Below are 21569 nucleotides of genomic sequence, written 5' to 3'. Positions count from 1 at the left end.
ACATGAAAACAACAAGGCCCGGATTGTACCGGGCCTGGGTAAAAACATCAGCCTTGCTGCTATACCTCGATCAGACTTTCACGGGCCTCATAAGCCTGGCGCACCGGGGCAAACGAGCGGCGATGGATCGGGGTGGGGCCGAGCCGAGCCAGGGCTTCCAGATGAACGGGCGTCGGGTAGCCTTTATGGCCACCAATGCCGTAACCGGGATAGATCAATTCGAACGCGGCCATTTCACGGTCGCGGCTGACCTTGGCCAGGATCGAGGCGGCGGCAATGGCGGGAACCTTGCTATCGCCCTTGACCACCGCTTCGGACGGCATTGTCAGTTTGGGGCAGCGGTTACCGTCGATCATCGCCATTTTCGGGGTGATGTGCAGCCCTTCCACAGCGCGCTGCATCGCCAGCATGGTGGCGTGCAGGATATTCAGCTCGTCGATTTCTTCGACTTCAGCCCGGGCGATATGCCAGCTCAAGGCTTTCTCACAGATCTCGTCATAGAGCTTTTCGCGACGGGCTTCGGTGAGCTTCTTCGAATCGTTGAGCCCCAGGATCGGGCGGTTCGGATCAAGGATCACCGCCGCCGTGACCACTGCGCCACACAGCGGGCCGCGCCCGACTTCGTCAACACCCGCCACCAGTTCGTGGGCTTGGGCGACGAGGCTGAAATCCAGGCCCATTTGCATGGTCATAAGGCGTCCTGTTTATGGCCGATCAAAGTCAACACGGCGTCGGCCGCCTGGTTCGAGGCATCACGGCGTAACGTGCGGTGAATATCGTCGAAACCACGGGTCTGCTCTTCGCCGCCGTCAATCAAGGGTAGTAGGGTTTGCGCAAGCGCTTCGGGCGTTGCATCGTCCTGCAACAACTCCGGCACCAGCAGGCGCTGGGCCAGCAGGTTGGGCAAGGAAATGTAAGGGCTCTTGACCATGCGCTTGAGGATCCAGAAGGTCAGTGGCGCCAGGCGATAGGCCACGACCATCGGCCGCTTGTACAGCAAGGCCTCAAGCGTGGCAGTACCCGAGGCGATCAACACCGCATCGCAGGCTGCCAGGGCCAGGTGGGACTGGCCATCGAGCAGCGTCAACGGCAGGTTGCGACCTTCCAGCAGGGTTTCGATCTGTGCACGACGTTGTGGACTGGCGCACGGCAGCACAAAGCGGATTCCCGGCTTTTGCGCCTGAAGACGTTCGGCAGCATCAAAAAACAACGCCCCCAAACGCCCCACCTCACCGCCACGACTGCCTGGCATCAACGCCACCAACGGGCCATCGGGCAAGCCCAGCTCGGCGCGCGCAGCCGCACGATCAGCCTGCAAGGGAATGGCGTCAGCCAGGGTGTGGCCGACAAACCGCACCGGCACGCCCTTCTCCTCGTAGAACCGGGCTTCGAATGGAAGCAAGGTCAACATCAGGTCGCAGCCTTCGCGGATTTTCAACACACGCTTCTGGCGCCACGCCCACACGGATGGGCTGACGTAGTGCACGGTCTTGATCCCGGCCTGGCGCAACTTGAGTTCGATATTGAGCGTGAAGTCCGGCGCATCGATGCCGATAAAGACGTCAGGTTTTTCTTCGATCAGCGTCTTGATCAGCAGCTTGCGGCGAGCCAGCAGCTCACGCAGGCGCCCCAAGACTTCCACCAGCCCCATGACCGACAGGCGCTCCATGGGGAAATAGGAGCTCAGGCCTTCGGCCTGCATCAACGGGCCGCCGACCCCGATAAATTCCACCGCCGGATGCTGGGCCTTGAGCGCGCGCATCAAGCCAGCACCCAGGATATCGCCGGAAGCTTCACCGGCCACGAGCGCAATACGCAGAGTGGCCATGATCAGCGGGTGATGCCGCGAGTCGAGGTCTGGATAGAATCACGGAATACCGCGACTTCCGGGAACTGCGTGGCAGGCTCGGCCAACTCGGCCAGGGCCTGCTCCACGGTCAACCCTTGGCGGTAAACCGTCTTGTAGGCACGGCGCAGGGCGTGGATGGCTTCTTCGCTGAAGCCACGACGACGCATGCCTTCAAAATTCATGCTGCGGGCTTCGGCAGGATTGCCGAACACCGTCACGAATGCCGGGACATCCTTGCCGATGGCGGTACCCATACCGGAAAAGCTGTGGGCGCCGATATGGCAGTATTGATGTACCAGGGTGAAGCCGGAAAGGATCGCCCAGTCATCAACGTGCACATGGCCTGCCAACGCAGTGTTGTTGACCAGGATGCAATGATTGCCGATAACGCTGTCATGGCCGATGTGCGCATAGGCCATGACCAGGTTGTGATCACCCAAGGTGGTTTCGGCGCGATCCTGCACGGTGCCACGGTGAATGGTGACGCCTTCACGGATAATATTGTGGTCACCGATTACCAGGCGTGTTTCTTCACCCTTGTACTTCATGTCCGGGGTGTCTTCGCCTACCGAGGAAAACTGGTAGATGCGATTGTGTTTGCCAATACGGGTCGGACCCTTGAGGATCACGTGCGGCCCGATGACAGTCCCCTCGCCGATTTCCACACCTGCGCCGACGATCGACCAAGGGCCGACCTCAACGTCGGCGGCCAGTACGGCCGACGGATCGATGATTGCGCGAGGGTCAATCAAACTCATAGTTTGCGTTCCGCACAGATGATCTCGGCAGAGCACACCGGCTTGCCATCTACCGAGGCCTGGCATTCGAACTTCCAGATCTGGCGTTTGCAACTGATGAACTTGGCTTCCAGGATCAACTGGTCACCCGGGGTGACCGGGTTGCGAAAACGCAGCTTGTCCGAACCCACGAAATAGTAAAGCGTGCCGTCAGCAGGCTTGAGGTCGAGCATTTTGAAACCAAGGATACCGGCAGCCTGGGCCATGGCTTCGATGATCAACACACCTGGCATGATTGGATGCGCAGGAAAGTGACCATTGAAGAATGGTTCGTTGATGCTGACATTCTTGTAGGCACGAATGCGCTTTTCCTCGACATTGAGGTCCACTACGCGGTCCACCAGCAGGAACGGGTAACGGTGAGGCAGGTATTCGCGAATCTCGTTGATGTCCATCATTTCGGGGGGAAGCCTGTAATAAAGATTGGGGGCGGGCGCACCAGGCGCACGCCCCGCTAGCAAATCAAGGAGGCCGTCTAGCGGCTGCGCACACTTGATATGGAAATGGTATCAGCCTTCTGATGAAGCATTACCGCCAGGGGTCACGTCCCCGACACGCTTTTCAAGCTGTTTGATACGTCGTGCCATGTCGTCGATCTTCCTCAAACGCGCGGCGCTCTTGCGCCATTCGGCCGCAGGTTGCATCGCGGTACCGGACGAGTAGGCCCCTGGCTCTGTGATCGAGTGGGTCACCATGGTCATGCCGGTGATGAAGACGTTGTCGCAAATATCGATATGCCCCACCAGCCCTACGCCACCGGCGAGCATGCAATGCTTGCCGATCTTGGTGCTGCCGGAGATGCCCACGCAGGCCGCCATGGCGGTGTGATCGCCAATCTGTACGTTGTGGGCGATCTGGATCTGGTTATCGAGCTTCACACCGTTACCGATCACGGTATCAGCCAGGGCCCCGCGATCCACGGCGGTGTTCACGCCAATCTCCACATCATCGCCGATCAATACGCCACCGACCTGGGCGATCTTGTGCCAGACACCTTTGGAGTTGGCAAAGCCAAAGCCTTCGCCGCCGATAACAGCACCGGACTGAATGACCACACGCCGACCAATACGCACATCGTGGTAGAGGGTCACGCGGGGAGCCAGCCAACCATCAGCACCAATTTCACAGCGTGCACCGATAAAGCAGTGGGCACCCACGGTGACACCAGCACCAATACGCGCCCCGCTTTCGATCACGGCGAATGCACCGATGCTGGCGGCAGGATCAACCTGGGCATCATCGGCGATCACGGCAGACGGGTGAATACCGCCGGCCGCCTTCGGCTTGGGATCGAACAGGTGCGACGCCTTGGCGTACGACAGGTACGGGTCGGCCACCACCAGCGCGTCCCCGGTAAACCCTTCGGCGTCGGCGGCCTTCAGCAACACGGCTGCGGCCTGGCAGTCGACCAGGTATTTACGGTATTGAGGATTTGCGAGGAAGCTCAACTGAGCTGGGCCAGCCTCCTGCAAGGTGGCTAGCCCAGTGATTTCTTTCTCCTTGGAGCCACGCAAGGTGGCCCCCAGGAACTCGGCCAACTCGCCGAGCTTGATAGTCGCAGTCATGGTTTACTTCAGCTGGTTCATGCGCTCGATCACCTGGCGGGTGATGTCGTATTGAGGCTTGACGTCGATCACGGCGCCACGCTCGAACACCAGGTCAAAGGCACCCTTCTTGATGACTTCTTCCACAGCGCTGTCCAATTTCGGCTTGAGCTGCTTGAGCATTTCGCGGTCGGCCACAGCCTTGGCTTCGTTCAGCTCCTTGGATTGGAACTGGTAGTCACGGGCCTTTTGCTTGAATTCAAGCTCCAGACGCTCGCGCTCGCCTTGCTGCATCTTGTCGCCACCGGCTACAAGGCGGTCCTGGATACCCTTGGCGCTGCTTTCCAGCGTCTTGAGCTTGGTCAGTTGCGGACCGAATTTCTTCTCGGCATCCACGGCGTATCGCTTGGCCGCATCGGACTCCAGCAGGGCCATCTGATAGTTCAGGACCGCGATTTTCATTTCGGCGAAGGCCGGGGTGGTGACCAGCACAGTGGCCAGCAAGACCAATTGAGTCAACTTACGCACGATGTACTCCTACAGAATCCGTTGTCGTTATCTTAGGTCAGACGCTTAGAACGTCTGGCCGAGGGAGAATTGGAAAATCTGGGTTTCAGCGTTATCCGGTTTCTTGATCGGCATGGCCAGAGCAAAGCTCAACGGGCCCAGCGCAGTCACCCAGGTCACACCCACGCCAACAGAGCTCGCCAGGTTGCTGAGGCTCACGTCGTTGCACTGAGTGTTGGACTTCACGCCACTTGGGTTGGTGATCTGATCGCACTTGGAGTCAAACACGTTACCCACGTCCCAGAAGACCGAAGTACGCAGGGAACGCTGATCTTTTACGAATGGCAGCGGGAACAGAATTTCGGCACCACCCTGGATCAGCACGTTACCACCGAAAGGAAGCGGGTCGTTGTCGGAGTCCACTTGCGTACCCTGGTTACCTGTAAAGGCCTGGCCACGGCTCGGCGTGCCACGCGGACCCAAGGTACTGTCCTTGAAGCCACGTACCGAGTTGAAACCACCTGCATAGTAGTTTTCATAGAACGGCAAGCCATTGGTCGAACCATAGCCGTCGCCATAGCCCAACTCTGTGTGCAGGCGCATGGTGTAGTTATCGCTCAACGGCTGGAACAACTGGCCGCGGTAGTCGAGCTTGAAGAACGACAGGTCGCTGCCCGGCGTGGTGACTTCCGCAGTCAGGCTCTGGGAGTGGCCACGGGTTGCCAGTACGCCTTTGTTCAGGGTCGACTCGGACCAGCCGGCAGACGCCTTGAAGTTCAGGAACTTGTCGCCTTCACGACGGGTGAAGTCGAAGATTTCGTCCACGGTGTACACACCGGTCTTGATCTCATCCTGCTGGGCGGTGAGGCCGAAGGTCAGGCGCGACGTTTCGCTGATCGGGTAACCCACGTTGACACCGGCACCCAGGCTGTCGATCGCATAGCTTGCAACGTCAACATCGAGGTCTTTGTAGTCGGTGGTGCGGTAGAAGGCGTTGTAGCCCAGGCTCACACCGTCTGCAGTCCAGTAGGGGTCGGTGTAGCCGAAGTTGTATCGGCTCTGGTATTCGCTGCGGGTCAGGCCGATGGACACACGGTTACCGGTACCCAGGAAGTTGTTCTGCGTGATGGAACCACCCAGGATCAAACCGGCGCTCTGAGCGAAACCGACGCTGGCGGTGATCGAACCCGAGGCTTGTTCTTCAACGGCGTAGTTCACGTCAACCTGGTCATCCACACCCGGTACGGCCGGGGTTTCGACGTTGACTTCCTTGAAGAAACCCAGGCGTTCAAGACGGGTCTTGGACTGGTCGATCAGGTAAGTCGAAGCCCAACCACCTTCCATCTGACGCATTTCACGACGCAGCACTTCGTCCGCAGACTTGGTGTTGCCACGGAAGTTGATACGATTGACGTAGGCACGCTTGCCCGGATCGACGACGAAGGTGATGTCCACGGTGTGGTCTTCATCATTCGGGGTCGGCACGCCGTTGACGTTGGCGAAGGTATAGCCTTCGTTACCCAGGCGGCGGGTGATCAGTTCGGAGGTGGTGGTCATCAGCTTGCGCGAGAACACCTGGTCCTTCTGCACGAGCAGCAGGGACTTGACCTGGTCTTCAGGCACTTTCAGGTCGCCGCTGAGCTTGACGTCACGAACCTTGTACTTCTCGCCTTCGTTGACGTTGACGGTGATATAGACGTGCTTCTTGTCCGGGGTGATGGACACCTGGGTCGAAGCGATGTCCATGTTGATGTAGCCACGGTCCAGGTAGTAGGAGCGCAGGCGTTCCAGGTCACCTGAGAGCTTTTCACGGGCGTACTTGTCATCGTTCTTGAAGAACGACAACCAGTTGGTGGTCTTGAGTTCGAACAGGTCGACCAGGTCTTCATCAGGGAACTTGGTGTTGCCCACGACGTTGATGTGCTGGATGGCGGCCACGGTACCTTCGTTGATGTTGACCTTCAGGCCTACACGGTTACGAGGCTGGGGGATCACTTCGGTTTCCACGGTCGCGGAGTAGCGGCCCTGGGCAACGTACTGGCGTTGCAGTTCGTTACGCACACCCTCAAGGGTCGCGCGCTGGAAGATCTCGCCCTCGGCCAGGCCCGATTGCTTAAGGCCCTTCATCAGGTCCTCAGTGGAGATGGCCTTGTTACCTTCGATCGCGATACTGGCGACGGAAGGTCGCTCGACGACCGTGATGACCAGGACGTTGCCTTCGCGACCCAGTTGGATATCTTGAAAGAACCCGGTTTTGAACAGCGCACGAGTGGATTCCACCAGGCGACGATCATCCGCCTGTTCCCCGACGTTCAACGGCAAGGCACCAAAGACGCTACCCGCGGAGACCCGCTGGAGGCCATTGACGCGAATATCGGAGATGGTGAAGGACTCGGCGTGAACTTCGGCGATCATCAATACGGTGAGAACCGCAGTTAGCAGCAGACGTTTCATGAAGTCCTTTCTTATTCCAACTGGCAATAAACAAACTGCCGCAAAATGCGGCAGATTCGCAATTCAGCGAAGCGTTACAGACGTCCCAGATCGTTGACCAGGGCTAACAACATCACCCCGACCACCAAACTGATACCAATCTGTATCCCCCAACCCTGCACCCGATCCGACAAGGGGCGACCACGCACCCACTCGACCAGATAAAACAGCAGATGCCCCCCATCCAATACTGGAATGGGCAGCAAATTCAGAACCCCAAGGCTAATACTCAGATAAGCCAGGAAATTCAGGAAATCCGCGACACCCGACTGGGCAGAAGCGCCCGCCACTTTAGCAATGGTTATCGGTCCACTCAAGTTTTTTACCGAGAGCTCACCGAACAACATTTTCTTGAGGGATTCGAGGGTCAGCACGCTCATGGTCCAGGTGCGTTTCGCGCCCTCTGCAATCGCTGCCAAAGGCCCGTAGCTGACCTCTCGCACCATCGATGGCGGCCATTCGACACCTTTGACCCCGGCCCCCAGGTACCCCCCGGCCGCCTTGGCTTCGCCTCGCACCGACAGGGTCACGGGGACGTCGATTTGAGCACCCTCGCGCTCAACTTTCAGCACAATTTTGGTATCAGGGCGCACACGCACCAGGTCGACCACCTGCTGCCAGTCACCCAGTGCCTGGCCATCAAGGGCCAACAGGCGATCACCGGTTTTCAGGCCAGCAGCCTGGGCCGGACCCTTTGGATCAAGCTCGGCCAGCACCGGCGGCAAGGCCGGACGCCAAGGGCGGATCCCCAGGGATTTGATTGGATCGGGCTCATCGGCGCCCTTGAGCCAATGGTCCAGCGCCAATGCCCGTGGGGTTTCGGCGCTGGAGTCCTGGTCACGCACTACCACATTGACGGTGCCGCTTTCACCCAGGCGACGCACCAACTGCAAATTGACCGCCCCCCACCCCGTGGTGGGTTCGCCATCAATGGATACAATTTCCTGCCCAGCCGTCAGGCCGGCCTTGGCTGCAATGCTGTCGGCTTCGACCGCACCAATGACCGGGCGCACCTGCTGGCTGCCCAGCATGGCCAAGACCCAGAAGAACACCATCGCCAACAGGAAGTTGGCAATCGGCCCCGCCGCAACAATCGCAATACGCTGACGAACGGTCTTGCGATTGAAGGATTGGTCCAGTTGGTCTGCAGGCACTTCGCCTTCGCGCTCATCGAGCATCTTGACGTAGCCGCCCAACGGGATAGCAGCAATGACAAACTCAGTGCCGCGGCGATCATGCCAGCGCAACAACGGCATGCCGAAACCGACGGAAAAGCGCAATACCTTGACGCCGCAACGACGCGCCACCCAGAAGTGGCCGAATTCGTGGAAGGTCACCAACACACCCAGAGCAACCAGGGTGCCGACAATCATGTAGAGCGCACTCATCTAATTTCTCCGCATTTCAATCCAATGCCTGAAGACTCAAACCTGCCCGCGGCCTAACCCGCATTGCGATCCAACCATTGCCCGGCCAGGGCTCGGGCCTTGGTGTCGGCCTCGAACACCGCCTCCAGGTCATTCACTGCCACTACCGGCTCAAGCGCCAGGACGTCCTCGATGATACTCGCGATCTGCGGAAAGCGGATGCGCCGCTCAAGAAACGCCGCCACGGCCACTTCGTTGGCCGCGTTAAGCATCGCCGGGGCACTGTTACCCGCCTCGGCCGCTTGCCGCGCCAGGCGCAAACAAGGGAAACGCTGCTCGTCCGGAGCTTCGAAGTCCAGGCGCGCGATTGCAAACAAGTCCAACGGTGCTACGCCGGAATCAATCCGCTCAGGCCACGCCAAGGCGTTGGCGATCGGTGTGCGCATGTCCGGGTTACCCAATTGCGCCAACACCGAACCATCCACGTAATCGACCAGGGAATGGATCACACTTTGTGGGTGAATGACCACCTCAACCTGGTCAGGCCGCGCATCGAACAGCCAGCATGCCTCGATCAACTCCAGGCCCTTGTTCATCATGCTCGCCGAATCCACGGAGATTTTGCGCCCCATGGACCAGTTCGGGTGGGCGCATGCCTGATCGGGAGACACATGGTCCAGCTCGACCGACGGAGTCTGGCGGAATGGCCCACCCGATGCCGTCAGCAGAATCCGGCGCACGCCGACCTGGCTCAAGCCGCGGGCAAAATCACCGGGCATGCACTGGAAGATGGCGTTGTGCTCGCTGTCCAGAGGCAGCAGCACCGCGCCGCTCTTACGCACCGCTTGCATAAAGAGTGCGCCGGACATGACCAAGGCTTCTTTGTTGGCCAGCAGGATTTTCTTGCCAGCATCGACTGCCGCCAAGGTCGGACGCAAACCTGCCGCACCGACAATCGCCGCCACTACGGTATCCACGTCCGCATCGGCCGAGACCTGGCACAACCCTGCCTCGCCAACCAATACCTGAGTGGCCAGCCCGGCAGCCCGCAGATCATCCTGCAGACTGCGAGCCGCAGCAGCTTCCGGCACCACGGCAAAGCGCGGCGAGTGACGCACGCACAAGACCAGCAACTCACGCAAACGCGTGAAGCCGGTCAGGGCGAAAACCTGATAGCGATCGGGGTGACGCGCAATGACATCAAGGGTACTGAGCCCGACCGAGCCGGTCGCGCCCAGCACCGTAACCTGCTGCAGGCGGCTCACGAAGCGATCATCCACAACAGCACGGCAAAAATAGGCAGCGCAGCGGTGAGGCTGTCGATACGGTCAAGCACACCGCCATGGCCTGGCAGCAGGTTACTGCTGTCCTTGATGCCCGCCTGACGTTTGAACATGCTCTCGGTAAGGTCGCCCACCACCGAGATGAAGACGACGATAGCCGTCCCCAGCAAGGCCAGGAGCACTTCCTTTACCGACCAGTCACGCACCACACCGACCACCAGGGTGATCAGCAGCGTCAAGGCCAGGCCGCCGTATACGCCTTCCCAGCTCTTGCCGGGGCTTACGGCCGGGGCCAGCTTGCGCTTGCCAAAGGTTCTACCCGAGAAGTAGGCACCAATGTCGGCGCCCCATACCAACACCATCACAGCCAGGATCAATTCGTTGCCCAGCGGGTAACGCTTGATCTCCACCAGCCCTTGCCAGGCCGGCAAGAGGATCGCCAGGCCAATCACCAGCTTGCAGGCCACGCTGGACCACTGGCTACTGGTGCGCGGATAGGTGAGCACCAGGAAAGTCGCCAACGCCCACCACAACACTGCAGCCCCCAGCACCCAGGGCGCGATGTCCGGCAGGATGTACATGAAGAACAACAACAGCGCGACCAAGGCGGCATAGGCCACACGCGGCAACTGGTTGACGAAGCCTGCCAGGCGCGCCCACTCCCACGCACCAAGGGTCACAACCAGGCCGATGAACAGCGCAAAGCCGGAACCGTCGAGCAGGAAAAAACCGCACAAGGCAATCGGCAGCAGGATCAGCGCCGTGATGATTCGTTGTTTAAGCATTTAAACCCGGGCTCCAGCTTCGATCTGCTCGCTCGTTTTACCGAAGCGACGCTGACGGGAAGCGAAATCAGCCAGTGCATTACGCATGGCATCGTGTTTGAAGTCCGGCCAGAACAGGTCGGAGAAGTACAGCTCGGTGTAGGCCAGCTGCCACAGCAGGAAATTGCTGATGCGATGCTCGCCACCGGTGCGAATGCACAAGTCCGGCAACGGCAGGTCGCCGGTCACCAGGCAGGTTTGCAACAGTTGGGGCGTGATGTCGTCCGGGCGCAGATGGCCGGCCTGCACTTCGCGGGCCAGCCGCTGCGCAGCCTGGGCAATATCCCACTGGCCACCGTAGTTGGCTGCGATCTGCAACACAAAACGGTTACTACCGGCAGTGATGGCCTCAGCTTCGCGCATGGCAGCTTGCAGCTCCGGATGGAACCGCGAGCGATCACCGATGATACGCAGACTGATGTTGTTGTCGTTGAGGCGCTTGGCCTCACGACGCAGAGCCTTGAAGAACAGGTCCATCAAGGCACTGACTTCATCGGCAGGTCGCTGCCAGTTCTCACTTGAGAACGCGAACAAGGTCAATACTTCGACCTTGGCCTCGGCGCACACCTCAATCACCGCCCTTACCGCGTCAACACCCGCTTTATGCCCGGCAACACCCGGCATAAAGCGTTTTTTCGCCCAGCGATTATTCCCATCCATGATGATCGCGACATGGCGCGGCACCACGGAGGGCACAGTCTGCTTGGTCTTTTCCATGAAGGCGTCCTGACCCCTTATACGGCCATCAGGTCCTTTTCTTTTTCTTCGGTCGCCTTGGTGATCTGGGCTTCGGCGTCCTTGGTCAGCTTGTCGATATCAGCGACGGCGCGGCGTTCTTCGTCTTCGCTGATTTCCTTGTCCTTGACCAGCTTCTTCAGGTCGCCCAGCGCATCGCGGCGGATGTTACGCACGGCAACGCGCGCATCCTCAGCAGCACTGCGCGCCTGCTTGGTGAAGCCCTTGCGGGTTTCTTCGGTCAGGGCTGGCATGGAGATCAGCAGCAACTCGCCCAGGTTGGTCGGGTTGAGGTTCAGGCCGGCACTCTGGATAGCCTTGTCGACGGCGGCGAGCATGTTGCGCTCGAAGGCAACAACTTGCAGGGTACGCGAATCCTTCACGGTCACGTTGGCCACACCGCTCAGCGGGGTGTCGGAACCGTAGTAAGGCACCATCACGCTGCCCAGGATGCTTGGGTGCGCCTTGCCAGTACGGATCTGGCCAAAGGCGTGGCTCAAGGATTCCAGGGATTTCTGCATACGCGCCTGGGCGTCTTTCTTGATTTCGTTGATCATTGTTGGCCTTCCTCGATCAGAGTCCCTTCTGCGCCGCCGTGTACGATATTCAGCAGGGCGCCGGGCTTGTTCATGTTAAATACGCGCAGCGGCATCTTGTGGTCGCGGCACAGGCAGATAGCGGTCAGGTCCATGACGCCCAGCTTGCGATCCAGTACTTCATCGTAGGTCAGATGATCGAACTTCTCGGCATGCGGGTCTTTGAATGGGTCTGCAGTGTATACGCCATCCACCTTGGTCGCCTTCAACACCACGTCGGCATCGATTTCGATAGCACGCAGGCATGCGGCCGAGTCGGTAGTGAAGAACGGGTTACCTGTGCCAGCAGCAAAGATCACCACTTCCTTGGAGTTCAGGTGGCGCATGGCTTTGCGGCGATCATAGTGATCGGTCACGCCAACCATGGAAATTGCCGACATCACGATGGCCGAGATGTTGGCGCGCTCCAGGGCGTCGCGCATGGCGAGGGCGTTCATCACAGTGGCCAGCATGCCCATGTGGTCGCCCGTAACCCGGTCCATACCGGCCGCACTCAGTGCCGCACCGCGGAACAGGTTGCCACCACCAATCACCAGGCCGACCTGCACGCCGATACCGACCAACTGGCCAACTTCCAGCGCCATGCGGTCAAGCACCTTGGGGTCGATCCCGAACTCTTCCGAGCCCATCAGGGCCTCGCCGCTGAGCTTGAGTAGAATGCGTTTATAGCGAGCCTGATAACCACTGCCCTGCTGAGCCATTGCGAATCTCTCCTGCGGCGTATTTTTTAAAAATTCTTGGCGAGCCGTTTACGGCTTGCGTTCACTCTAGCTGGACGCTGTCACAGCGCCATCGGAACACGGTTTTGTAAGCCAGTTCCGAGAGGAAACCAAATAAAATTGGCCTTCCCATTTGAAAAGAGGCTGCGCGCGTGAGCGGGCAGCCTCTTTCGGCGACAGGTTGGAACTGTCTTATTGCTTGGCGGCAGCCAGCTGGGCAGCAACTTCTTCAGCGAAGTTGTCGACCGGCTTCTCGATGCCTTCGCCTACTTTGAAGTAAGTGAAGGAAACGATTTCAGCACCGGCTTTCTTGGCCAGTTCGCCAACCTTGATTTCAGGGTTTTTGACGAACGCCTGCTCAACCAGGCTTGCTTCGGCCAGGAACTTGCTGATACGGCCTTTGACCATGTTCTCAACAATGTTTTCTGGCTTGCCTTTGATTTTTTCTTCGTTCAGCTGCAGGAACACAGCTTTTTCACGCTCGATCGCTTCGGCCGAAACTTCCGAAGGCAGCAGGAACTCAGGGTTGCTTGCAGCAACGTGCATCGCGATGTCTTTGGCCAGCTCAACGTCGCCGCCTTTCAGAACAACTGCAACACCGATTTTGTTGCCGTGCAGGTAGCCACCAACCACATCACCTTCAACGCGAACCAGGCGGCGGATGTTGACGTTTTCGCCAACCTTGCCGACCAGTACCAGGCGAGCTGCTTCTTGAGCTTCGATCAGAGGCTCAACAGTGGTCAGCTTGTCAGCGAAAGCTTTTTCGACGCTGGAAGCAACGAATGCCTTGAAGTCATCCTGCAGAGCCAGGAAGTCGGTCTGGGAGTTCACTTCCAGCAGAACGGCAGATTTGCCGTCTTCTTTCAGAGCGATAGCGCCTTCAGCAGCCACGTTGCCTGCTTTCTTGGCAGCCTTGATGGCGCCGGAAGCACGCATGTCATCAATGGCTTTTTCGATGTCGCCGCCGGCCTTGGTCAAGGCCTTTTTGCAATCCATCATGCCTTCGCCGGTACGCTCACGCAGTTCTTTAACCAACGCTGCAGTAATCTCTGCCATTTCAAAATCCTCTTGGATAGGTTTTCAACCATTCCACCCGATCAAACGGGCGATCAATTCTTCCCGAATCTCCGTTGTAGGCCGCTGCACGTTACAAATAATGTAGCTGCGCTGCCGACAAATGGTTTTCGAGGTGGCAAAAAGGGGGCCAAGCCCCCTTTTTGCTTACTGAGTCAACGCCAGGGCGTCAATTACTCAGCGGCAGCTACCGGAGCTTCTTCAACGAACTGCTCGGTACCACCAGCAACGTGGTTGCGACCACGGATTACAGCGTCAGCCATCGAACCCATGTACAGCTGGATAGCGCGGATTGCGTCATCGTTGCCTGGGATGATGTAGTCAACGCCTTCCGGACTGCTGTTGGTATCGACTACGCCGATAACCGGGATGCCCAGCTTGTTGGCTTCGGTGATCGCGATGCGCTCGTGATCAACGTCGATAACGAACAGTGCGTCAGGCAGACCGCCCATGTCCTTGATACCACCCAGGGAACGATCGAGCTTTTCCAGGTCACGGGAGCGCATCAGCGCTTCTTTCTTGGTCAGCTTGGCGAAAGTACCGTCTTCGGCTTGCACTTCAAGGTCACGCAGACGCTTGATGGAAGCACGGATGGTTTTGAAGTTGGTCAGCATGCCGCCCAACCAGCGGTGATCGACGTACGGCGAACCGCAACGTGCTGCTTCTTCAGCAACGATCTTGCCAGCGGAACGCTTGGTGCCGACGAACAGGATCTTGTTTTTGCCCTGGGCCAGACGCTCTACGAAAGTCAGCGCTTCGTTGAACATTGGCAGGGTTTTTTCAAGGTTGATAATGTGAATCTTGTTACGCGCGCCGAAAATGTACTTACCCATTTTCGGGTTCCAGTAACGGGTCTGGTGACCGAAGTGCACACCGGCCTTCAGCATATCGCGCATGTTGACTTGGGACATGATAGTTCCTTAATAAGTCGGGTTTGGCCTCCACGTATCCCAATGACCAACCAGCGGCATCAAGGCCTCCGGCACCCAGGTCATCGTGTCGACACGTGTGTGGATTTAAGCTTTGCGGGGTATCCCCGGAAAGCGGCGCATTTTATACCACAGCATCGGCAAAAACGAAACCCGCAATCACACTTGCCGGTCGTCGTCTTTGCGTAAGCCCTTGAATACAGCCAACATGCCTCTACCTCATAGAGAGAAGCGATCACCAGACGCGCATGATTTGCCAGCATCGTCTGTTAGAATCGCGTTTTTTGGGACTTGCGCGAATGCTGTACCCCTTTGTCGCGCTCCCCGTGAACCGTATTGATTTCAGCGCGTCGCGCTAGAGAGAGCCTGTATGACCGTTACCTTGAAAACCGCCGAAGACATCGCAGGCATGCGCGTTGCCGGCAAACTGGCTGCCGACGTGCTGGAAATGATCGCCGAACACGTCAAGCCCGGCGTCACCACCGAAGCGCTGGACCGCATTTGCCACGACTATATAGTCGACGTGCAAAAAGCCATCCCTGCCCCGCTGAATTACAAAGGCTTCCCCAAGTCGATCTGCACCTCGATCAACCACGTGGTCTGCCACGGCATTCCCGGTGACAAGCCACTGAAAGACGGTGACACCCTGAACATCGACGTCACGGTGATCAAGGATGGTTACCACGGCGACACCAGCCGCATGTTCCACGTCGGTAATGTGCCGGTGTGGGCCGAGCGTCTGTCCCAGGTCACCCAGGAATGCATGTACAAGGCCATCGAGATCGTCAAGCCCGGCTGCCGCCTGGGTGACATCGGTGAAGTGATCCAGAAGCACGCGGAAAAGAACGGCTTCTCGGTGGTGCGCGAGTTCTGCGGCCACGGTATCGGCAAGGTGTTCCACGAAGAGCCGCAGATTCTGCACTACGGCCGTGCAGGCACCGGTATGGAACTCAAGGCTGGCATGACCTTTACCATCGAACCGATGATCAACCAGGGCAAGGCCGACACCAAGGTGCTGGGCGACGGCTGGACCGCCATCACCAAGGACCGCAAGCTCTCGGCCCAGTGGGAGCACACCCTGCTGGTCACCGACACCGGCTACGAGATCTTCACCCTGCGCGCTGACGACACCATCCCACGCGTTTCTGCCTGAAGGTCGCCCAGGTTTTCCCGCAACGTGTTGTGACTGACTGATAGATAAAAAGGAAAGCCGAACGATGCCCCAGGTGGATCCCGAACTCTTCGACCGTGGCCAATTCCAGGCCGAGCTGGCACTGAAGGCAAGCCCCATCGCCGCCTTCAAGAAGGCCATCCGCCAAGCCCGCGAGGTGCTCGATGCGCGCTTTCGCAGCGGCCGGGATATTCGCCGCCTGATCGAAGACCGCGCCTGGTTCGTCGATAACATCCTGCAAAAGGCCTGGGAGCAGTTCAATTGGAGTTTCGACGCCGATATCGCCCTGGTGGCGGTCGGCGGCTACGGTCGCGGCGAACTGCACCCCTACTCCGACATCGACCTGCTGATCCTGCTGGACCAGGCCGATCACGAGATCTTTCGCGATTCCATCGAGCGCTTTCTGACGTTGCTGTGGGACATCGGCCTGGAAGTCGGCCAGAGCGTACGCTCGGTGGACGAATGCGCCGAAGAGGCCCGTGCCGACCTGACGGTGGTCACCAACCTGATGGAAAGCCGCACCATCTGCGGCCCCGAGCGCCTGCGCCAGCGCATGCTCGAAGTCACCAGCACCGCACACATGTGGCCAAGCAAAGACTTTTTCCTGGCCAAGCGCGCCGAGCAAAAAGCCCGGCACCACAAGTACAACGACACCGAATACAACCTGGAACCCAACGTCAAAGGCTCACCCGGTGGGCTGCGGGATATCCAGACAATCTTGTGGGTGGCGCGCCGTCAATACGGCACGCTTAACCTGCGTGCCCTGGCCGGCGAAGGCTTCCTGGTGGAGAGCGAAAACACTCTGCTGGCCTCGTCCCAGGAGTTCCTGTGGAAGGTGCGCTACGCCCTGCACATGCTGGCCGGTCGTTCCGAAGACCGCCTGCTCTTCGATCACCAGCGCTCTATCGCCACCTTGTTGGGCTTTGAAGGCGAAGATGCGAAGACCAGCATCGAAAGCTTCATGCAGCAGTACTACCGGGTGGTCATGAGCATTGCCCAGCTCAGCGACTTGATCATCCAGCACTTCGAAGAAGTGATCCTGGCTCCCGAAGACGAAGCGCCACCGCAGCCGATCAACGCGCGTTTCCAGCTGCACGATGGCTATATCGAAGCGCGCAACGACAACGTGTTCCGCCGCACGCCGTTTGCCATGCTGGAAATCTTTGTGTTGATGGCCCAGCAGCCGGAGATCAAAGGCGTGCGCGCCGATACCATCCGCTTGCTGCGGGAAAACCGTCACCTGATCGACGACGATTTTCGCAACGACATTCGCAATACCAGCCTGTTTATCGAACTGTTCAAGTGCCGCATCGGCATCCATCGCAACCTGCGGCGCATGAACCGCTACGGCATTCTGGGGCGCTACCTGCCGGAGTTCGGCTTTATCGTCGGGCAGATGCAGCACGACCTGTTCCATATCTATACCGTCGATGCCCACACCCTGAACCTGATCAAGCACCTGCGTAAGTTGCAGTACACCCAGGTATCAGAGAAATTCCCGCTGGCCAGTAAGCTGATGGCCAAGCTGCCCAAGCCCGAGCTGATTTACCTGGCCGGCTTGTACCACGACATCGGCAAAGGCCGGCATGGCGACCACTCGGAGATCGGCGCGGTGGATGCCGAAGCCTTCTGCCAGCGCCACCAGTTGCCGTTGTGGGACAGCCGCCTGATTGTCTGGCTGGTGCAGAACCACCTGGTGATGTCGACCACGGCCCAGCGCAAGGACTTGTCCGACCCGCAGGTGATTCACGACTTTGCCGGCATCGTCGGCGATGAGACCCGTCTCGACTACCTCTATGTGCTGACCGTCTCCGATATCAACGCCACTAACCCCACGCTGTGGAACTCCTGGCGCGCCAGCCTGTTGCGCCAGCTGTACACCGAGACCAAGCGCGCCCTGCGCCGTGGCCTGGAGAACCCGGTGGACCGCGAAGAGCAGATCCGCCGCACCCAAAGCGCAGCCCTGGATATCCTGGTGCGCGGCGGTAACGACCCGGACGACGTCGAGCAACTCTGGTCGCAACTGGGTGATGATTACTTCCTGCGCCACACCGCCGGCGACGTGGCCTGGCACAGTGACGCAATCCTGCAGCAACCCGCCGATGGCGGCCCGTTGGTCTTGATCAAGGAAACCACCCAGCGCGAATTCGAAGGCGGCACGCAGATCTTCATCTACGCGCCCGACCAGCACGACTTCTTCGCCGTGACCGTGGCGGCCATGGACCAGCTCAACCTGAACATCCATGACGCCCGGGTCATCACCTCCAGCAGCCAGTTCACTCTCGACACCTACATCGTGCTCGACGCCGACGGCGACTCGATTGGCGACAACCCGGCGCGCGTGAAAAAGATCCGCGAGGGCCTGACCGAAGCCCTGCGCAACCCCGACGACTACCCCACCATCATTCAGCGCCGGGTGCCGCGCCAGCTCAAGCATTTTGCCTTTGCGCCCCAGGTGACCATTTCCAACGACGCACAGCGCCCGGTAACGGTGCTGGAGCTCAGCGCACCGGATCGCCCAGGCCTGCTGGCGCGTATCGGCGGGATTTTCCTGGAGTTCGACCTGTCATTGCAAAATGCCAAGATTGCGACCCTGGGCGAGCGGGTGGAAGACGTGTTCTTTATCACCGATGCCGACAACCAGCCACTGTCCGACCCGGAGCTGTGCCTGCGTTTGCAGGCGGCAATCGTGGAGCAGTTGAGCGTGACCCAGGAACCCGGTGTCGAGCTGACCAGACTGACTATTTGAATTCTTAACTTTGTGAACACGAGTCATGTGGGAGCTGGCTTGCCTGCGATGCAGACACCTCGGCCCGTCCGATCGACCGCAGATCGCAGGCAAGCCAGCTCCCATAGGTCCGCGCTCACCGTGATAGAGGCTTATATGAACAACGCCCTTAACCAGTTGCAGCCCTACCCCTTCGAGAAGCTGCGCGCCCTGCTCGGCAGCGTGACGCCGAACCCGGACAAACGCCCGATCGCACTGTCCATCGGCGAGCCCAAGCACACGTCACCGGCCTTCGTTGCCGAGGCCTTGAGCAATAACCTCGATCAAATGGCGGTGTACCCCACCACATTGGGTATCCCGGCACTGCGTGAAGCCATCGGCGCCTGGTGCGAACGCCGCTTCAACGTGCCCAAGGGCTGGCTGGACCCAGCGCGCAACATCCTGCCGGTCAACGGTACGCGCGAGGCGCTGTTTGCCTTCACCCAGACCGTGGTCAACCGTGGCGACGATGCGCTGGTAGTGAGCCCCAACCCGTTCTACCAGATCTACGAAGGCGCCGCGTTCCTGGCCGGGGCCAAGCCGCATTACCTGCCGTGCCTGGATAGCAACGGCTTCAATCCAGACTTCGATGCTGTCTCTGCGGATATCTGGAAACGTTGCCAGATCCTGTTCCTGTGCTCCCCCGGTAACCCGACCGGTGCGCTGATTCCAGTCACCACGCTGAAAAAACTCATCGCCCTGGCCGATAAATACGATTTCGTCATCGCCGCCGACGAATGCTACAGCGAGCTGTACTTCGACGAGCAAACCCCACCCCCGGGACTGCTCAGCGCCTGCGTCGAACTGGGCCGTCAGGACTTCAAGCGTTGTGTGGTGTTCCACAGCCTATCCAAGCGCTCCAACCTGCCAGGCCTGCGTTCAGGCTTCGTGGCCGGCGACGCCGAGATCCTCAAGGCCTTTTTGCTGTACCGCACCTACCACGGCTGCGCGATGCCAGTGCAAACCCAGCTTGCAAGCATTGCGGCCTGGCAGGATGAAGCTCACGTACTGGTCAACCGTGACATGTATCGGGAGAAATTCGACGCCGTACTGGCCATTCTCAAGCCCGTGCTGGATGTACAAGCTCCAGACGGTGGCTTCTATCTGTGGCCGAATGTGAAGGGAGACGACGCCGCCTTCTGCCGCGACTTGTTCGTGGAGGAACATGTGACCGTTGTGCCGGGTTCGTATCTGTCGCGCGAAGTCGACGGCTTCAACCCTGGCGCCGGGCGCGTACGCCTGGCGCTGGTGGCGCCGTTGGCCGAGTGTGTGGAAGCGGCGCAGAGGATTCGGAACTTTATTCAGCGCAAGCGCTAACTAAGAGCCCACTTCTGCCGGGCAGGAGTGGGCATTATCGAGACAAACCTGAGGTTGTCGCTGTCTAAACTCGCCTCACTTATATTCAATTCCAATAATACTTTACGCAAAAAGTCATCACCCGCCTGATGATGACGAAACAAAGCTATATAACGTATTTTTTACCCTCCGCTTAGCCTCCACCTTCAATCACAGAACGACTCCCGGCGATTACCCCTCAGCATAATCCCGAATATTTCGCCGACGGCTAGCGGCATGGATGCCAGATCTCGCCGACAACAAACATGTTTACATCTGCCAGATCACATGAAGGAACCGCCCAGCCAAATTAACCACACACTATACGAATTAGTACCGCAATTACTGAATATTGATTCGACACCGTGATTATTCTGGAGCCAAACAAGATGTCCGTCATCAACAATAGCTACAGGCAGACGTATACGCATATAGAAAACCCGACGACCACCACAATCAATGAACAAACACAGGTGGAGTCCACGCCCCGTAGCAGGTCCAAGCGCGGCATAGGCGCAATTCACCGGAGATGGCCACAGAATTCAACCGTCACCATTGGCTTCATCGGAACTACCCCTGACCAAGAAGCTCTTGTAAAAAAAGGGTTCAGTGAATTCACCCCTTATATCAATCTCACATTCAAGTACGTCGCCGGTACCGACGCTAATATCCGAGTAGGCCATAACGATAGACCGGGGCTAAATGGTTACTCATATGTGGGAACAGACGCCCGAAAAGCGCCGACCGGCAAACCCACGCTTTTCATCGACTTCAATCGAAAGCCTGAAGAGATAGTCGCTACCACCATACACGAGGGCTTGCACGCCGTTGGTGTATTGCATGAGCATCAACATCCAGAGCGTACTATTGAGTTTGATAAAGCTGAGCTTCTGAAGCGTGCCGAGAAATTAGAAGATCCCGAGAAAACCTTAACAAACAACGCACTTGACACAATAAAGCCACAGAAAAACGGCCCTATCTTCACTGGGTACGACCAGAAATCGATGACGCACTACGCGTTTACGTCAAAAGAGTTAAAAGGAGCCCCTGAAATTAAAAAAAACACTAAGCTATCACTTGGCGATATAGAACTACTAAGCAAAAAAATGTACCCAATCCCCCCTCACCCTTCACGGGAAGACAGCATTAAACAGCTCAAAGCTACCGCCGTAGTACAAAAGCTATGGCCCGAGCATTCGAAAGTTACCGTATCTCTATACGGCATGGGTGACGAACAGAAAAAATTCGTGAAGCATAATATTGAAAAACTACAACCTCACGTTAATAATCACGTCGTATTCACCGACCAAAACGACGGCGATATTCGAATTTCGCTGAGCGCGGATGGGACCTCATGGTCCCAAATAGGCACAGATGCCAAAAGTACTGATACATCACAGCCCACGATGGGGATCCACTGGGACGCCAACAAAAAGAAAACTGCTCGCGCCGTCAAACATATGTTTGCTAAGGCCTTGGGCCTTACCGACATTACCCTTCCTAAAAAATCGGCCTAATGTTCCAACTTACTTATTTACACTGCGCCGCCATAATCTGCGGCAGGGACAGAAAACGGTAT

At 58.3% G+C, this 21569-nt stretch carries 19 protein-coding genes; 4 read left to right on the top strand and 15 right to left on the bottom strand.

The genetic code is table 11. The annotated features are described in order from the left end of the window. Positions 1-59 precede the first annotated feature (59 nt). The 15 genes from rnhB to rpsB all read right to left on the bottom strand — a co-directional run bounded on the left by rnhB (position 60) and on the right by rpsB (position 14699). The gene (rnhB, locus tag CLM72_RS07140) at positions 60-686 is read right to left on the bottom strand and encodes a ribonuclease HII (RefSeq protein WP_161793220.1); all 627 of its coding nucleotides are present in this window, start codon (positions 684-686) and stop codon (positions 60-62) included. Between the two features lie 2 nt (positions 687-688). Next, positions 689-1828, bottom strand: a complete 1140-nt coding sequence (lpxB, locus tag CLM72_RS07135) for a lipid-A-disaccharide synthase (RefSeq protein WP_105226022.1) — start codon at positions 1826-1828, stop codon at positions 689-691. A 2-nt stretch (positions 1829-1830) separates the two neighbouring features. Next, positions 1831-2607, bottom strand: coding sequence for an acyl-ACP--UDP-N-acetylglucosamine O-acyltransferase (gene lpxA / locus CLM72_RS07130; RefSeq protein ID WP_032893181.1), 777 nt, complete (start codon positions 2605-2607; stop codon positions 1831-1833). After that, entirely contained in the window at positions 2604-3044 is a 441-nt protein-coding gene (fabZ, locus tag CLM72_RS07125) for a 3-hydroxyacyl-ACP dehydratase FabZ (protein WP_003172281.1), read from the bottom strand. The genes lpxA and fabZ overlap by 4 nt, the downstream gene beginning before the upstream one ends. A 111-nt stretch (positions 3045-3155) precedes the next feature. Next, on the bottom strand, positions 3156-4211 hold the full coding sequence (gene lpxD, locus CLM72_RS07120; RefSeq protein WP_105226021.1) for a UDP-3-O-(3-hydroxymyristoyl)glucosamine N-acyltransferase: 1056 nt from the start codon (positions 4209-4211) through the stop codon (positions 3156-3158). Positions 4212-4214: 3 nt separating this feature from the next. Next, on the bottom strand, positions 4215-4718 hold the full coding sequence (locus tag CLM72_RS07115) for an OmpH family outer membrane protein (RefSeq protein WP_003189173.1): 504 nt from the start codon (positions 4716-4718) through the stop codon (positions 4215-4217). A gap of 45 nt (positions 4719-4763) precedes the next feature. Beyond that, positions 4764-7151 (bottom strand): outer membrane protein assembly factor BamA, encoded by a 2388-nt coding sequence (gene bamA, locus CLM72_RS07110; protein ID WP_020300966.1) that lies wholly within the window; start codon positions 7149-7151, stop codon positions 4764-4766. A 74-nt stretch (positions 7152-7225) separates the two neighbouring features. Beyond that, positions 7226-8578 (bottom strand): sigma E protease regulator RseP, encoded by a 1353-nt coding sequence (gene rseP / locus CLM72_RS07105; protein ID WP_105226020.1) that lies wholly within the window; start codon positions 8576-8578, stop codon positions 7226-7228. Between the two features lie 53 nt (positions 8579-8631). Next, positions 8632-9822: a 1-deoxy-D-xylulose-5-phosphate reductoisomerase gene (ispC, locus tag CLM72_RS07100; protein ID WP_105226019.1), complete on the bottom strand. Its 1191-nt coding sequence runs from the start codon at positions 9820-9822 to the stop codon at positions 8632-8634. Further along, positions 9819-10625, bottom strand: coding sequence for a phosphatidate cytidylyltransferase (locus CLM72_RS07095; protein ID WP_105226018.1), 807 nt, complete (start codon positions 10623-10625; stop codon positions 9819-9821). The genes ispC and CLM72_RS07095 overlap by 4 nt, the downstream gene beginning before the upstream one ends. Then, the gene (uppS, locus tag CLM72_RS07090) at positions 10626-11381 is read right to left on the bottom strand and encodes a polyprenyl diphosphate synthase (protein ID WP_105226017.1); all 756 of its coding nucleotides are present in this window, start codon (positions 11379-11381) and stop codon (positions 10626-10628) included. It abuts the gene before it with no gap. Positions 11382-11398: 17 nt separating this feature from the next. Then, positions 11399-11956 carry a ribosome recycling factor gene (frr, locus tag CLM72_RS07085; RefSeq protein WP_003189163.1) on the bottom strand — a complete coding sequence of 186 codons (558 nt, stop codon included), beginning with the start codon at positions 11954-11956 and terminating at the stop codon, positions 11399-11401. Beyond that, positions 11953-12696, bottom strand: a complete 744-nt coding sequence (pyrH, locus tag CLM72_RS07080) for a UMP kinase (RefSeq protein ID WP_003189161.1) — start codon at positions 12694-12696, stop codon at positions 11953-11955. The genes frr and pyrH overlap by 4 nt, the downstream gene beginning before the upstream one ends. A gap of 210 nt (positions 12697-12906) precedes the next feature. Then, entirely contained in the window at positions 12907-13770 is an 864-nt protein-coding gene (gene tsf, locus CLM72_RS07075; RefSeq protein ID WP_054899096.1) for a translation elongation factor Ts, read from the bottom strand. Between the two features lie 191 nt (positions 13771-13961). Continuing rightward, on the bottom strand, positions 13962-14699 hold the full coding sequence (rpsB, locus tag CLM72_RS07070) for a 30S ribosomal protein S2 (protein ID WP_003189158.1): 738 nt from the start codon (positions 14697-14699) through the stop codon (positions 13962-13964). 388 nt (positions 14700-15087) lie between these two features. On the opposite strand from rpsB, the gene map reads away from it, so the two are divergent. The 4 genes from map (at position 15088) to CLM72_RS07050 (ending at position 21507) form a co-directional block, all read left to right on the top strand. After that, positions 15088-15870: a type I methionyl aminopeptidase gene (gene map / locus CLM72_RS07065; protein WP_003189156.1), complete on the top strand. Its 783-nt coding sequence runs from the start codon at positions 15088-15090 to the stop codon at positions 15868-15870. Positions 15871-15934: 64 nt separating this feature from the next. Beyond that, on the top strand, positions 15935-18637 hold the full coding sequence (locus tag CLM72_RS07060) for a [protein-PII] uridylyltransferase (protein ID WP_105226016.1): 2703 nt from the start codon (positions 15935-15937) through the stop codon (positions 18635-18637). A 135-nt stretch (positions 18638-18772) separates the two neighbouring features. After that, positions 18773-19972 carry a succinyldiaminopimelate transaminase gene (gene dapC / locus CLM72_RS07055; protein WP_105226015.1) on the top strand — a complete coding sequence of 400 codons (1200 nt, stop codon included), beginning with the start codon at positions 18773-18775 and terminating at the stop codon, positions 19970-19972. Between the two features lie 407 nt (positions 19973-20379). After that, entirely contained in the window at positions 20380-21507 is a 1128-nt protein-coding gene (locus CLM72_RS07050; RefSeq protein WP_105226014.1) for a M12 family metallopeptidase, read from the top strand. Positions 21508-21569 lie beyond the last annotated feature (62 nt).

It is taken from the genome of Pseudomonas sp. MYb193 (assembly GCF_002966775.1).
Taxonomy (GTDB): domain Bacteria; phylum Pseudomonadota; class Gammaproteobacteria; order Pseudomonadales; family Pseudomonadaceae; genus Aquipseudomonas; species Aquipseudomonas paracarnis.
Note: the sequence above shows the minus strand (reverse complement) of the source record. Positions and strands in the feature narration are given on the sequence as shown.

What these genes read in the sequence shown, in the direction of transcription:
- rseP (WP_105226020.1), bottom strand. Translation starts at nt 8,578, where the DNA reads ATGAGTGCGCTCTACATGATTGTCGGCACCCTGGTTGCTCTGGGTGTG.
- CLM72_RS07050 (WP_105226014.1), top strand. Translation starts at nt 20,380, where the DNA reads ATGTCCGTCATCAACAATAGCTACAGGCAGACGTATACGCATATAGAA.
- lpxA (WP_032893181.1), bottom strand. Translation starts at nt 2,607, where the DNA reads ATGAGTTTGATTGACCCTCGCGCAATCATCGATCCGTCGGCCGTACTG.
- fabZ (WP_003172281.1), bottom strand. Translation starts at nt 3,044, where the DNA reads ATGATGGACATCAACGAGATTCGCGAATACCTGCCTCACCGTTACCCG.
- pyrH (WP_003189161.1), bottom strand. Translation starts at nt 12,696, where the DNA reads ATGGCTCAGCAGGGCAGTGGTTATCAGGCTCGCTATAAACGCATTCTA.
- map (WP_003189156.1), top strand. Translation starts at nt 15,088, where the DNA reads ATGACCGTTACCTTGAAAACCGCCGAAGACATCGCAGGCATGCGCGTT.
- frr (WP_003189163.1), bottom strand. Translation starts at nt 11,956, where the DNA reads ATGATCAACGAAATCAAGAAAGACGCCCAGGCGCGTATGCAGAAATCC.
- bamA (WP_020300966.1), bottom strand. Translation starts at nt 7,151, where the DNA reads ATGAAACGTCTGCTGCTAACTGCGGTTCTCACCGTATTGATGATCGCC.
- rnhB (WP_161793220.1), bottom strand. Translation starts at nt 686, where the DNA reads ATGCAAATGGGCCTGGATTTCAGCCTCGTCGCCCAAGCCCACGAACTG.
- uppS (WP_105226017.1), bottom strand. Translation starts at nt 11,381, where the DNA reads ATGGAAAAGACCAAGCAGACTGTGCCCTCCGTGGTGCCGCGCCATGTC.
- rpsB (WP_003189158.1), bottom strand. Translation starts at nt 14,699, where the DNA reads ATGTCCCAAGTCAACATGCGCGATATGCTGAAGGCCGGTGTGCACTTC.
- CLM72_RS07060 (WP_105226016.1), top strand. Translation starts at nt 15,935, where the DNA reads ATGCCCCAGGTGGATCCCGAACTCTTCGACCGTGGCCAATTCCAGGCC.
- tsf (WP_054899096.1), bottom strand. Translation starts at nt 13,770, where the DNA reads ATGGCAGAGATTACTGCAGCGTTGGTTAAAGAACTGCGTGAGCGTACC.
- lpxB (WP_105226022.1), bottom strand. Translation starts at nt 1,828, where the DNA reads ATGGCCACTCTGCGTATTGCGCTCGTGGCCGGTGAAGCTTCCGGCGAT.
- CLM72_RS07095 (WP_105226018.1), bottom strand. Translation starts at nt 10,625, where the DNA reads ATGCTTAAACAACGAATCATCACGGCGCTGATCCTGCTGCCGATTGCC.
- dapC (WP_105226015.1), top strand. Translation starts at nt 18,773, where the DNA reads ATGAACAACGCCCTTAACCAGTTGCAGCCCTACCCCTTCGAGAAGCTG.
- lpxD (WP_105226021.1), bottom strand. Translation starts at nt 4,211, where the DNA reads ATGACTGCGACTATCAAGCTCGGCGAGTTGGCCGAGTTCCTGGGGGCC.